The 13,008-nt window shown below is 68.7% G+C and carries 13 protein-coding genes; 4 read left to right on the forward strand and 9 right to left on the reverse strand.

The genetic code is table 11. The features are described from left to right. The first annotated feature begins 118 nt into the window (after positions 1 to 118). Positions 119 to 1,048 carry a GTP cyclohydrolase MptA gene (gene mptA / locus EP28_RS07055; protein WP_049983284.1) on the forward strand — a complete coding sequence of 310 codons (930 nt, stop codon included), beginning with the start codon at positions 119 to 121 and terminating at the stop codon, positions 1,046 to 1,048. A 27-nt stretch (positions 1,049 to 1,075) separates the two neighbouring features. On the opposite strand, the gene EP28_RS07060 is transcribed toward mptA, so the two are convergent. Next, positions 1,076 to 2,734, reverse strand: a complete 1,659-nt coding sequence (locus EP28_RS07060; RefSeq protein ID WP_049983285.1) for a DUF255 domain-containing protein — start codon at positions 2,732 to 2,734, stop codon at positions 1,076 to 1,078. 196 nt (positions 2,735 to 2,930) lie between these two features. Then, positions 2,931 to 3,152 (reverse strand): DUF8028 family protein, encoded by a 222-nt coding sequence (locus EP28_RS07065; protein WP_049983286.1) that lies wholly within the window; start codon positions 3,150 to 3,152, stop codon positions 2,931 to 2,933. Positions 3,153 to 3,372: 220 nt separating this feature from the next. Here EP28_RS07065 and EP28_RS07070 point away from each other — a divergent pair, with 220 nt between their 5' ends. Then, on the forward strand, positions 3,373 to 4,608 hold the full coding sequence (locus EP28_RS07070; protein WP_049983287.1) for a hypothetical protein: 1,236 nt from the start codon (positions 3,373 to 3,375) through the stop codon (positions 4,606 to 4,608). 67 nt (positions 4,609 to 4,675) lie between these two features. Here the strand turns inward: EP28_RS07070 and EP28_RS07075 are convergent, their stop codons facing one another. Continuing rightward, the gene (locus EP28_RS07075; protein ID WP_049983288.1) at positions 4,676 to 5,473 is read right to left on the reverse strand and encodes an inositol monophosphatase family protein; all 798 of its coding nucleotides are present in this window, start codon (positions 5,471 to 5,473) and stop codon (positions 4,676 to 4,678) included. 134 nt (positions 5,474 to 5,607) lie between these two features. On the opposite strand from EP28_RS07075, the gene EP28_RS07080 reads away from it, so the two are divergent. Continuing rightward, a complete protein-coding gene (locus EP28_RS07080) occupies positions 5,608 to 5,865 on the forward strand; it encodes a hypothetical protein (protein WP_049983289.1) in 258 nt (85 codons plus the stop codon). A gap of 15 nt (positions 5,866 to 5,880) precedes the next feature. Here the strand turns inward: EP28_RS07080 and EP28_RS07085 are convergent, their stop codons facing one another. The 3 genes from EP28_RS07085 to priS all read right to left on the reverse strand — a co-directional run bounded on the left by EP28_RS07085 (position 5,881) and on the right by priS (position 9,476). Next, the gene (locus tag EP28_RS07085) at positions 5,881 to 7,125 is read right to left on the reverse strand and encodes an MBL fold metallo-hydrolase (RefSeq protein ID WP_049983290.1); all 1,245 of its coding nucleotides are present in this window, start codon (positions 7,123 to 7,125) and stop codon (positions 5,881 to 5,883) included. 72 nt (positions 7,126 to 7,197) lie between these two features. Next, on the reverse strand, positions 7,198 to 8,316 hold the full coding sequence (locus EP28_RS07090) for a DNA replication complex subunit Gins51 (RefSeq protein WP_049983291.1): 1,119 nt from the start codon (positions 8,314 to 8,316) through the stop codon (positions 7,198 to 7,200). Then, positions 8,313 to 9,476, reverse strand: coding sequence for a DNA primase small subunit PriS (gene priS / locus EP28_RS07095; protein WP_049983292.1), 1,164 nt, complete (start codon positions 9,474 to 9,476; stop codon positions 8,313 to 8,315). The genes EP28_RS07090 and priS overlap by 4 nt, the downstream gene beginning before the upstream one ends. A gap of 513 nt (positions 9,477 to 9,989) precedes the next feature. On the opposite strand from priS, the gene EP28_RS07100 reads away from it, so the two are divergent. Next, positions 9,990 to 10,265, forward strand: a complete 276-nt coding sequence (locus EP28_RS07100; RefSeq protein ID WP_049983293.1) for a PadR family transcriptional regulator — start codon at positions 9,990 to 9,992, stop codon at positions 10,263 to 10,265. A 107-nt stretch (positions 10,266 to 10,372) separates the two neighbouring features. On the opposite strand, the gene EP28_RS07105 is transcribed toward EP28_RS07100, so the two are convergent. The 3 genes from EP28_RS07105 to EP28_RS07115 all read right to left on the reverse strand — a co-directional run bounded on the left by EP28_RS07105 (position 10,373) and on the right by EP28_RS07115 (position 12,870). Then, a complete protein-coding gene (locus EP28_RS07105; protein WP_049983294.1) occupies positions 10,373 to 11,008 on the reverse strand; it encodes a non-canonical purine NTP pyrophosphatase in 636 nt (211 codons plus the stop codon). A gap of 108 nt (positions 11,009 to 11,116) precedes the next feature. Further along, positions 11,117 to 12,601, reverse strand: coding sequence for a sodium:solute symporter family protein (locus EP28_RS07110; RefSeq protein ID WP_049983295.1), 1,485 nt, complete (start codon positions 12,599 to 12,601; stop codon positions 11,117 to 11,119). Then, the gene (locus EP28_RS07115; protein WP_049983296.1) at positions 12,598 to 12,870 is read right to left on the reverse strand and encodes a hypothetical protein; all 273 of its coding nucleotides are present in this window, start codon (positions 12,868 to 12,870) and stop codon (positions 12,598 to 12,600) included. The genes EP28_RS07110 and EP28_RS07115 overlap by 4 nt, the downstream gene beginning before the upstream one ends. Positions 12,871 to 13,008 lie beyond the last annotated feature (138 nt).

The following is a 13,008-nucleotide window of genomic DNA, read 5'->3' on the forward strand; positions in this document are numbered from 1 at the left end:
CCCGAAGTCGAGAGCCAGACGCCGATACGGCGCGTACCCCGGTAGCGACGCTCGAAACACCCGCTCGGAGCCCCCCTTTCGAAAGGGCTAATCCTGTGACTTCCCTACCGTGTGTGTAATGAGCCATCAGCTGCCGGACGTACAGGCGTCGGCACCCGACGTGACCGTCGGGCTCTCGCAGGTCGGAGTCACCGGCGTGGAGAAGCTCGTCAAGATCTCGCGGAACGGCGACCGACCGATCGTCCTCATGGCCGAGTTCGAGGTGTTCGTGGACCTGCCAAGCGGCCGCAAGGGGATAGACATGTCTCGGAATCTCGCGACCATCGACGAGATCTTAGAAGAGATCACCCGTGAGGAGGCGTACCGCGTCGAGGAGGTCTGCGGCGACGCCGCAGAGCGGCTCTTGGAGAAACACGACTACACCACGACGGCCGAGGTGTCGATGTCGGCCGAACTCGTCACCCGAGAGGACACGCCCGCGTCCGAAATCGAGACCCAGAGCACGGCGACGATCGTCGCGAGCGCCACCGCGACCGAGGAGGGCACCCGCGAGGAGATCGGCGCGGAGGTGACGGGGATGACCGTCTGTCCCTGCTCACAGGGGATGAGCGAGTCGCGCGCTCGCGAGAAGCTCGCAGAACTCGGCGTCGACGAGGAAACCACGGAGGAGTTCCTAGACGCCGTCCCGCAGCCGGGGCACTCACAGCGCGGTCACGCCACGCTCACGGTGACCACAAACGGCCATCCCGAGATCGACTTGCGCGACCTGATCGACGTCGCCCGCGACTCGATGAGCGCGCGCATCTACAACATGGCGAAACGGCCCGACGAAGACCACATGACGTATCAGGCACACGCCGACGCGAAGTTCGTCGAGGACTGCGTCCGCGCGCTGGCCGAGGGGACCGTCTCGGAGTTCGACCACCTCCCGGACGACGCGGTCATTCACATGAAACAGTCGAACGACGAGTCGATCCACCAGCACAACGCCCACGCCGAGCGCGAGGTCCGGATGGGCGACCTCCGCGACGAACTGGACGTCGCGTAGGCGTCTCCGGCGAGAGGCCGAACCGACCTACTCTGCGGTTTTCGCCACCTGCTCCAGCAGCGCGTCCGGCGATTCGGCAGGCTCCGAGACGGCGTCGCCAGCGAGAACGACCGCCGACCCCTCCGGAACCGTCTCTGGGGCGGCCGACCCGTCTAGGTGGGCGTTCGGCGCGACGACCTTCTCGTGGTCGGCGACGCGCCACGCGGCGCGGTGAAGGTCGCTCCCGGGGTCGGTGCCGACGGCGATCACCGTCGTCCCTCGGAGGAGTCGGCCGACGAGGCTCCCGTAGCCGGCGACTTGGACGCCGAGCCGCTCTGTCGCGCCCGCGAACGACTCCGCGGTCTCGCGAGCGACCGCCCGGTACCGGTCCTCGCCGGTCAGCGCCGCCAGATCGGAAAGCGCGGTCGCCATCTCTACGTTCCCGTCGAGCGGCCGGAACGGGCGGTCGAGCAGACCGGCACCAGACCGCGGGCCGTCGACGAACGAGCCGTCGACGTGGAGGCGGTCGATCGCCCGATCTGCGACCGCGCGAGCGACGGCCGCACCCTCGCCGAGCACGCCCGCGGCGCGGGTGTACGCGCTCACGACGTGGGCGGCGTCGTTGAGCAGGTCCGACTCGCCGACCTCGTCGCTGCCGCGGTAGCGGGTCACTTCTCCGGAGTCGACGTCGATCAGGTCGCGTTCGAGTCCGTCGAGGATCCGACGCGCGTACTCGCGGGCGCGGTCGTCGTCGGTGTAGGCGGCGACGGCGAGCAGCGCGTCGGCCGCCAGCGCGTTGCCGCCCGCGAACACGGTGAGGTCGCGGCGCGGCGAGTCGAGGTCGGCGCGGTCCTCGGCGGGCGCGGCGTAGTAGGCGCGACCGAGTCCCGGGCCGAGGCTCCCACCCACGCCGTAGCCGGTCCAGAGATCGTCGGTGAGAAAGGAGACGGCGTCGAGCGCCGGGTCGAGATACGCGTCGTCGCCGGTGTAGAGGTACGCGTTCGCGAACGCGCGGGTGACCGCGGCGTTCGTGTCGATCGGCTTCTCGTAGGCCACATCGCCCCAGTCGCGGGTCCCCGCGAACCGGAAGAAGCCGCCGGCGACCTCGTCCGCGAGGTGGTCTCGGACCGCGTCGAGCGTGCGGAGCGCGCGGTCGCGGTCGCGCTTCAGCGCGAACTCGGCGGTCCGCGGGAGCGGGAACTTCGCGTCCGTTCCCCAGCCGGCGTACTCCTCGTCGTATTTTACCTCCAGTTGCCCGGCGAGGTGGCTCTCGACGGCGTCGGTCAGCTCGCCCCGCGGCGGCAGGTCGGCATCGAGAGCGCGGGGGACACGTCCCGCCGACCGCCCCTTCTCCGACCACATCTGTCGGACGGATTCGAGCACCTGTCGCATGCCGTCGACGTCGAGGTAGCCGGCACCGGTGAGCAGTTCCCCCTCCGGCGTGAGGAAGGCCGTCGTCGGGAACCCGCCCATGTTGTACCGCTCGCGCACCCGCGGATGACGGTCGACATCGACACGAACCGGGACGAACCCCTCGTTGACGTTGGCGGCGATGCGCGGTTCGGCGTACGTGACCGCGTCCATCTCGTGACAGCCCTCACACCACGTCGCGGACAGCGACAGAAGCACCGGGCGGTCCCGGTCGTCGGCCTCGGCGAACGCCTCGGGGCCCCAGTCGCGCCACTCGACGTGCGTCTCGTCGGTCATACCCGCAGTCGGGTCGGACCGTGGGTAAGCGCTTCGAGACGGAGCGACACGGTGTCAGTCGGTCGCGAACGCTGAGGCGCACTGATAGACGGTACGGGACGGCTGTGGAGGGATCGTCGGGGGCCGTGGAGGGATCGTCGGGGGCCGTGGAGGGCGTGTCGATCGGTTCGTCGGTTAGATGCGTCCTGTCGGTCGATCAGCGCTTGTGGTCGTGGCCGAGCGCGAGCGCCACGACGTTGGCGACGAGCAGGCCGACGAACAACAGACCGGTCGTCCCGTCGAGACCCACGTACAACAACGCGGGATACGCGAGCGGGATAGCGATGGCCGCCCAGAAGGCGACCGCTTTCACCGTGCCGGTCATCAGGCCGGCGACGTGCCGGCCGGAGGCGAGACGAGTGGGAGCGGGGGTTGACATGCTCGGTTCACACTACGACGGGGACCCACATATAGCCGGGCGAGGGTTCGGGGATTTTTATCTCATTTCTCGGATGACTCAGGACGTTTCACAACGCCCTCAGAAATCTTTTGATTGTTTATAACGCGTTTTGAGACAGTTATCTCTCACAGAGCGTGTGAGACAAAGAGCGGCTTGTCCGTACACGAGACACTTATTCGGTGGCGGCGTAGGGCGTGACATGATCGACATCACGCGCCGACTGGCGCTCCGCGGCGTCGCGGCTGGAGGAGTCTGCGCGTTCGCCGGGTGCGGAGGCGGCGACGGCGGCGACGGGAGCGACGGTAATGACGGCGGTTCTGGCGGCGGGACCGACGGCAGCGACCGCAGCGACGCCCAGCCCCCGATCGAGACCGTTCGACAGGTCGAGACGCCGCTCTCCGGGCCGGCGTGGGACCGCAGATCGCGACGAGGGTTCTGTACGCGCATCGCGGCCGAAGCGGACGCAGGGTGGCTGCTCGCCGACGCCTCCGAGGAGACGCGCGAGTTCATCTCGGAGACCGACTTCGAGCGCGCCGTCGTCGTGTACGTCGAGTCGGTCGGGCCCACGACGTGTCACGACGAGCTGTCGTTCGCCGACGTCGACGTCGAAGACGGAGTGGTTTCCGCGAGCGTACGGGTCGAAGACACCTCGGCGGCGAACGAGGGATGCGGACAGGCGATCACCTATCCGGCCGCGATGGTGCGTGTCGAGTCCGACCCCCGCCCGGAGTCGGTGCAGTTGCAGGTCACCGACGGCTGGGGTGAGACGGGAACGGTGCGCGACGACGGCGTGATCGATCCCGAGACGCTGCCCGGCGTCGTTCGCCCGGACGGTGAACCGAACGCGATTCCCGCCTCGTTCGACTGCGAGGTGGCGGGGTTCGAGCGACATCCGCAGGTCTACGAGGGCGCGGTCAACTGGGGCGGCGGAGCCGGCCTCGACGGTGACGGCTCCGACAGCGGCGATGATGCGACCGACGACGCTGCGGGTCCGCTCGCGCTACGGATCGTGACCGCAGCCGACGAGCGTGGTGACGACGACAGCACCGACGACGAGTCGAGAGACGACTCCCGCTCCGACGGCGAGCCGCTCGCCCGCGGCGATCCGTTCCGGATCGAACTGACGAACGTTTCCGGCCGTTCGGCGTACGTCGGCAATCAGGGCAAGTACAACCTCGAAGTTCGCACGGCGGACGGCTGGACGGAGGTCCGAGGGACAGACGGCGAGGCACTGTTCGGGTACACGGACGAGGCGATCGGCGTCGAACCGGGCGAGACGCTCGCGTGGGAGTTCGAGATGACGGAGTCGGGGCTGGTCGAGGGGGGACCACACGCCGACGCCCTCCGCGTCTGTCCCGACCTCGTGGCCGGTCGATACCGGTTCGTCTTCTGGGGCGGCGACGACCTCGCCGTCGCGTTCGACTACGTCGGCTGACCGACCGTCCACCGTCCGGTCGCGTCGGCCGGCGATCCGGAGCCGTCGGGCCCGAGGCCGTGGCCGATCACGTCGACTCCTCGACCGCTCTCGCGGTCGCAAGCACCTCGTCGTGGAGGTCCCCGTTCGAGACGACGAGGCCGGTCGAGTCGTGTCGCCAGCGGTCGCCCTCCAGATCCGTGGCGCGACCGCCGGCCTGTCGGACGATGAACACGCCCGCGACGGAGTCCCATGGGTTCGCGCGCAGGTTCGAGACGACTCCTTCGAGCCCGCCGGCGGCGGCGGTCGACAGCACGACCTGCGCGGAGCCGAGCCGTCGCATGTCGCCGAACCGGCGGACGATCGCCTCGCAGGCCGCCGCATACTCGTCGCGGGCGTCGAACTCCCACCACAGCGTCGGGGCGACGGTGGCCCGCCGCGTCTCGCTCACATCGCTGACCGCGATCGGCTCGCCGTTGCGGTACGCGCCCTCTGCGTCGGCGGTGTAGACGTCGTCGAGGGCGGGCGCGACGACCGCGGCCGCGACCGGTTCGCCGTCGACGACCGCCGCGACCGCCGTCGCCCACACCCGGATGTCCCTGACGTAGTTGTCCGTGCCGTCGATCGGGTCGATCACCCACGCCGCGCCCTCGGAGGGGACCGTCTTGCGTTCGTCTTCCTCCTCGCCGACGATCACGTCGTCGGGAAACGACTCCTGAATCTCCGCGATCACGGTCCGCTGCGCCGCGCGATCGGCCTCCGTCACCACGTCGACCTCGCCTTTCGTTTCGACCGCGATGTCGCTCCGGAACCGGTCGTGTGCGACCTGCGCGCCGGCCCGCGCCGCGCGCTCCGCGACCGCGGCGCGTACGTCTGCATCTGTCATGCCGGCATTCCGCGCTCCTGACGCGTATGGCCGTCGATCCTCGGTGGGGGGAGCGCCACCGCCACACCTGTGCTACTATTAACTCAATTTCGAATCAGAGTACCTTTAAGTGGGCCGGGAGGGATGCAGAGGACATGGAACCAGAGGAAGCGGTTCGTCAGCTCGAATACGCCATCGACGCCTCGCTCGACGAGATCGGCCAGCGCGCCGCCGCCGGGTACCGACCGACCTTCGAGCGCGTCGCCGACCGAGCGGACGGAGCGGCCGTCTACGCGCTCGCGGGAGCGCTCTCGGACGAGGTCGTCGACGGCTGCTGTCCGTCCCCGGCCGAGGCGAACGCGACCGCAGAGCGCGTGCTCGACGACTGGGCGTACACCGACGGCGGAGCCTGATCCGCCCGACCCGTCTCACGCCTCGATTCGGTCTCCGAGTTCGGGCGCGCTCGCGTCGAATCCAGCGTTTTTGAGGTCGGCCGCGAACGACGCACAGCGGTCGCCGTGAACGATCGCCACCCGCGCGTCCGCGTAGTCTGCGAGGAACGACTCCAGCCCGTCTCTGTCCGCGTGCGCGGAGAAGTCGTACGACTCGACGGTGGCACTCACGGGCCTGACCCGACCGTTCAGCTCCATCCGGCCGTGGTCCTGTAGCTCTCGGCCGGGCGTTCCCTCCACCTGATAGCCGGTCAGCGTGACCGCGTTCGTCGGATTCGAGCGGACTTTGGGGAGATACGATCGAACCGGGCCGCCGGCGAGCATCCCCGACGTGGTGACGATCAGCTCGTTGTCGCCGGCGATCCGCTCGCGCTGTCCGTCGCGTCCCGTCACGAACCGGGCCCCGCCCGTCGCTCGGCGGAATGCCTCGGGATCGCGCAGGAACGACGGGTGCTGTCGGAGCATCCGCGTCACGTCCACGCCCATCCCGTCGACGTAGGGGTGAACGTCGGCGGCGTCGGCGACCAGCAGCATCTCTTGGGTTCGCCCGATCGCGAACGCGGGCGCGACGACGGTCCCGCCCTCCCAGATCGTCGTCCGTACGCGCTCGGTCCAGCGCGTCTCGACCGCGCGCCGGTCCTCGTGGCGCACGTCGGCGTACGTCGACTCACAGACCACGATATCGGCGTCGGGTCGCGCGGTCGTCCCCGACACCAGCCGCTGGTCGTCGGTGTGAAAGTCGCCGGTGTACAGGAGGCGGGTGTCTCCGCTGTCCACAAGTACATGTGCGGAACCGGGGATGTGGCCCGCGTCGAAAAGCGTCACCTCGTACTCGCGACCGCCGGCCGCGACGGTGAACGGCTCCGCGTAGCCGTGTCGCGCCTCTACCTCGCCGAGGCGCGCAACGTGCTCCGCAGAGAAGGGACAAAGCGGGCTGGTCCCGTGGAGTTTGAGCGTGTCGCGGGCGAGGGTCCGCGCGAGTTCCGCGGTCGGCGGCGTCCAATGTATCGTCGGCCTGCGCGAGCCCTTCAACAGCGCCGGGACGGCCCCGACGTGGTCGAGGTGTCCGTGCGAGAGGACGACCGCGTCGGGCTCTGGATCACGGATCGGATACTGCGGAGGGTCGCCGGTCAACAGGCCGTAATCGAGCAGCAAGGCGTCGTCGACGAGGACGGCGCTCCGCCCGACCTCGCGGGCTCCGCCGAGAAACTCGATCTCCATCGCCGAGGAGTAGTCGCTCTCGGCGTTAGTGTCCGTCGGTCGACGCCGGCGTGACGAGCCGGCTGCGTCGCGTCAGTCCAGTCGCTCCGCGGCGTCGCGCTGGACGAGGGGGTCCGCGTTCTCCGCCGGCAGCGTCACGACGTCCTCGCTCGCGAGATCGTACTCCCGGTCGTCGACGCCGAGGATCGGACCCACGTCTCGGGTGACCCTGACGGTCGTGCGGTTGTCGTGCGCGGGCGTATCGTCCCCCGGTGACCCGCCGGAGCCGCCGTCGTTGGTGCGGTCGGAACCGCGCTCTCGGTCGCCGTCTGGCGCGTCCGCGTCGGTTGCGTTCGGATTCGACTCCTCCACGCCCGGTGCGCCCGGCGGGGCGGGTTCCGGCGGTACTTCGGTCGGGACAGTGGACGCGGTCTGCTCCCCGGAGCCGTCGGCCGCGGTGTCCCGGGGAGCGTCGTCACGGGAAGCGTCGTCGTGGGACGTGTCGTCACGAGACGTCTTGGTTCCGACGATGTCGTCCGGCGGCCGTTCTCCAGTCCCGTCGGCGGTGGTCGCTTCGGACGGGACTGCGGGAGCGCCGGCGTCGTCAGAGGCGGCGTCGTCGGTGGGGGCGTCGTCGAGCGGCGAGTCGCCGGTCGTGCCGGCGGATCCACCCATCGCCCCCGCGAGGGCGCTGGCGTCCGTGTCGTCCGATGCCGTGGCAACGTCCGAGTCCGTCGAGACGGCGGTCGAGTCCGTCGAGGCGGCGGTCGACGGGTCGGGATCAGCTGACTGCGTCGCCGGATCCGATCCGGACGACGGCGGCGCGTCGCCGGAGAGCACGTCGAGCACGCGGGACTTGTTTTGGCTGATCCGGCCGACGAGGTCGTCGAACAGCTCGCGCTCCTCCGTCGTCATCCCCTCGTCTTCAACGGGCATGTCTGCCGCCGCGAAGGATGCGAGCTTGACGACCTTGCCGACGCGGCGCTCGTACAGGGCCTCTGCAACCTCCTCTGCGGTCTCGACCTCGTCGGACATGCGGCGCACGTCGTCGTCGGAGAACGGCTTTTCCACCTGCTCGGCGCGCCGGTCGCGGGCCGCGCGCAGGTCGGCGACGTAGGCGGCCACATCGTCGTAAAAGGAGTCCCGCAGGTGCTGAAGGCTGTCCTTGCGGCGTTCCTTGGCCTGCGCCGATCTGAGTTCGTCGAGGTTCATCGTTCGGAGGCTTTCCGCGCCTCGCCGCGGGCCATCAGGAAGACCCCCGCGAACTCTGGCACGGTGTTACTACCGGATTCGACTAACACTCTCTCGCCGTTTAGTTCTACCGTCCGATCCGCGTCGCTTTCGATCCGGATCTCGCGACCGACGAACCGCTCCGGAACCGCGTCCCGGAGCGGATCGAACCCGTCGAGGTCCGCGCGGTCGATCGGAGTGACGACGAGTCCGGACCCGCCGTGGAGCGTTCCCGGTAGCCGAATGAGCCGTCTGGTGTCCGTGGTGACCGGCTCGTCGATCGGGGCGGTGTCGGTCGCGGCCACGCGCGCTGCGAGCGCGGAGACGAGCCGGCGCACGCCCGGGCCGCCGGCCTCGACGTTCCCCTCGCGCACGGCGGTCGGGTTGCGCTCGAACGCGCCGAGGATCGTCTCCGCGCGACCCTCGCCGATCCCGTCGAGTTCCATCAGTCGCTCTCGGGCCGCCTCCGCTTCCATGTCGCGGAGGTCGTCCGCGTACTCCACGAGCGCCTCGTGGACGCGCGCGCCCCATCCCCCCTCGGTGCGGAGGACGCGTTTCGTCGTGCCGCGGTCCGACACCGTCCGGATCAACCCCTCCGCGTCGAGGTCGATCGCGCGGACGTAGTCGACGATCTCCCGGCGCGCCTCGCTGTTCAGGTCGCAGACGCTCTCGTCGCGGACGTGGACGTGATACCCCCGTCCGCCGGAGAAGACGATCGTGAGGTCGTCGAACGCGAAGTCGTCCTCCAAGAAGTCGAGCAGCCGCCAAAGGGCGTCCTTGCACGCGGCGAGCATCTCGGGATAGCTCGTCGTCTCCGGGTCGACGCCGGGGAGGTGATCGGCGTCGAGATCGAAGATCAGGTCGGCCGAGCGCCACCCTTTCTTCGACATCGTCGACGCGCCCGGGTCGTCGTAGCGGGCGGCCGAGAAGTAGGCGTGTCGGGGCGCGTTGTCCGCAAAGAAGGTGTCGACGTCGCCGAGGTCGAAGAGCGACTGGTGGCGCACCATCGTCGTGCCAGACCCCGGAGTCCACGGGATATGCCCCCACTCGCGGAGGTTCGCGTCCGGGGGGAGCACGGGCGAGGCATGGCGATAGTAGTCGCCGAACCGCCCCTCCAGATACTCGCGCGTCCGATCGTCCATGGTCTCGCGTTGTACCCGCGGTCGACGTATAGACGTTACCGTTTGCGGCGGTCACCTGTCGGGTGGTCCGTCTGAACACGCCCCGGACATGCGTGTTCGGTGCCGCCACACGTTCGGCTCCGCAAACCTGTGAGTGATCGAACACTGATAGCGCGTGCTCGTCAGGTTTATCACTCCATGTCCGTTATCATCGGGTGACGCTTCGTCTGGAGGGCCGAAGCGTCAGCGGGGACCAACGACACGCCCGACGCGGCTTTTTTTCCGCGTCGGGCGTGTCTCTTTCTGCCGACGAATCGCCGAACGGAAACGCCGAGGACCGGCCGGTCACGCGAGTGTATCAGTTTCCTTAGACGACGATACCAGCGAGTTCGATCGTCTAACTGCGCGCGGCGGTTGATTTTCTGATATGTCTGAGGTGGTGGAATCGCAGGGTAGTGGGGGCCGATACCAGCGATAGCGACTATTTATAACGATGTATTTATTTATTCGCGAACTGAACGTATACGCAGTTGTATGTACGACCTCACAGGTTTTCAGCGTGACCTGCTCTACGTGATCGCCGGGCTCGATGAACCGCACGGACTCGCGATCAAAGACGAACTCGAAGACTACTACGAAAAAGAGATCCACCACGGACGGCTCTATCCCAACCTCGACACCCTCGTCGAGAAGGGACTGGTGGAGAAGGGCCAGCGGGACCGGCGGACGAACTACTACACGCTGACGCGACGCGGGCAGCGCGAGATCGACGCCCGAATCGAGTGGGAGACGCAGTACATCGAGCACTGACGCCGCCCGGCCGCCGAGGCCGCCGTTTCCGGGACGGCCGATCGACCCACGAGCTACCGCGCGACCGTGAGCTACCGCGCGATCGGTAACTTCGTCTCGGCCGTGAGCTACCGATCCGCGTACCACTCCGCGAACTTCGCGAGGGCGCGACCGCGGTGTGAGACCGCGTTCTTCCGGTCCGTGTCCATCTCTGCGAACGTCTCGCCGTCGTGTTCGAAGATCGGGTCGTAGCCGAACCCGCCGTCGCCCCGGGGCGCGACGATCCGTCCGGGCACGTACCCCTCGAACAGCGTGACCGGCAGCGTCTCCACAGATTCCAAGCTGTCGTCCGTCGCCGGCCCGGCGGCCGCGGCCGTGTCGCGGTCGCCGCGGTCGACCGGATCCGGGCTCGCCGCGACCGCCTCGCCGTCACAGTAGCCGAGCGTGCACCGGAACGCGGCCCGCCGGTCGGCGAGATCGGCGGCGATCTCGTGGACGCGCTCGACGCCGAGCGTCTCCTCGACGTACGCGGAGTACGGGCCGGGAAACCCATCGAGTCCCTCGATGAACAGCCCCGCGTCGTCGACGAGGACCGGCTCGCCGGCGTGACGGTACGCCTCCCGCGCGCCGCGCGCCGCGATGGGACCCAGTTCGTCGGCCTGTACCTCCGTGTAGTCGAAGTCGAGCTGGCTAACCGAGCCGTCCGTCAGGTACCGCTCCGCCTCGCGCACCTTTCCCGGATTCGTCGTGACGTATCTGAGCACGACCCTCGATGCGGTCGGCGGCGACGAATAGCCGTCGGTCGGCCGCCGAGTGATAACAGGGATGACTGACCGGCCTGTCGTCGGACGTGGCGGCCGACCCCGCCGCCCTCAGTCGCCCGCGACGGTGAACCGCGAGGCGTCGCTCTCCGGAGTCGGCGCGGTCACGAGCGAGACGCCGACGGTGAGAAGGGCGGACAGCGCCATCAGCCCGAGCGCCACGTCCCAGCCGCCGGCGACCGTCCGCGGCAGCGTCGGGACGGCGGAGACGACCGCCGACAGCACCACCGCGAGGTACGCGACCTGCGGGATGAGCACGCCGGCGATCATCCCGCTCCGAGTCGTTCGAGGCCAGTAGAGCGCGCAGATCACGGGGAGCGCGAGCAGCGCGAACCCGGAGAAGGCCGTGTCGCCGACCTCGATCAGCGTGCCTGGTCGGAACAGGCTCGCGGCGAACGCGGCGAGCGCGAACGCGGCGACGCCGATCCGGGCGAGCCACGCCTCGCGGCGCTCGGACGCCTCGGCGTTGATCAGGGGACGGTACACGTCGCGGGTGAAGTACGACGACCCCGAGAGCAGCATCGAGTCGGACGAAGACATCATCGCGGCCATCGCGCCGGCGACCACGAGCGCCGCGAACCACGCGGGCGTGTACTCGTTCAACACGACGGGGAGCACGTTCGCGCCGTCTGGCACGTCGACCGGCATCCCGGCGGCCCACGCGCCGAGCATGAACGCGGGGACGAAAAGCAGGAGGACGAGCACCGGCCACAGCGCGAACGAGCGCTTCAACGTCTCGCCCGAGTCCGCGACGAAAAAGCGCTGGTTGATCTGCGGGAACATCGTCACGCCGAACGCGATGGTGATCGCGGTCGAGATGATGAACCCCGGCGAGTAGAGCCCGCCGCCGAAGCTCCCGAACTCGGGTCTCGCGTCGAGCATCGCGTCGGTCGCCGCGCCGACGCCGCCGACGGCGGACACGATCCAGACGGCCGCGATCCACACGACGGAGAGCATGAACAACCCCTGAATCGTGTCCGTCCACGCGACGCCGCGCATCCCGGCGAGCACGACGTAGAGGATCATGAAGGCGGTGACGAGCGCCGCGCCGCCCCAGTACGGGACCGCGCCACCGGTGAGGCCGACGAGCGCCTCGCCCGCGCCCATCTGCTGGAGCATGACGTACGGGAACAGCCACAGCAGACTCACGGCCGCGACGAGGGCCCTGAGTCCGGTCGAGCCGAACCGGTCGCCGAGCATCTCCCCGAGCGTGACGTAGCCGTGCCGGTCGCCGATCAGCCACTGCTTGTACCCGATCGCGTACCACAACACCGCGAACAACACGCCGTCGAGCGTTCCCATCACGATCAGCCACTCCGGCCCGGCGGCGAACGCGAGGTTGGGGCCGCCGAAGAAGGTGAACGCCGACAGCAGCGTGGCGAACGTGGTGAAAAGCAGAACTGCGGTCCCTATCGACCGGTTCGCGAGGTAGTAGTCCTCAGCGGTCGTCTCCGAGACGCGGTAGGCGACGAGGCCGACGGCGAGCGCGATCACGAGGTAGCCGACGACCACCCCGAGCGAGAGGCCGAGGGTCACGGCTCGTCACCTCGACCGATCGGGTCGGTCGCGCGCTCGGCGGCCGCACTCGACGACGCGTGGAGTCCCATGCCGCGCTCCCACGCCCCGCTCCGGACGAAGCGCGTGAAGAGGAGGGCACAGAGTCCCAGCCACGCGATGTGCCACCATACCCACACCGGAAGCCCCGCAACGATCAGGTCGACGCCCCACAGCGGCCATGGCACGGCGAAGGCGACGAGCACAGCGAACGTCGGTATCCACAGGAAATCTCTCTGCTTTCGCTCCATACAGATCGAATTTGATTCTATGCCCATAAATTCTACTGATTAGGTTCGATTTAGAGCTTCGTAGAATAATTCTCTTCAATCGCCGGCGACGGAGACAGTGCGATAACTATTTTCGGCGACGGACGTAACGACGCACGG

Origin of the sequence: Halorubrum sp. BV1 (genome assembly GCF_000746205.1) — an archaeon.
Lineage (GTDB): Archaea > Halobacteriota > Halobacteria > Halobacteriales > Haloferacaceae > Halorubrum.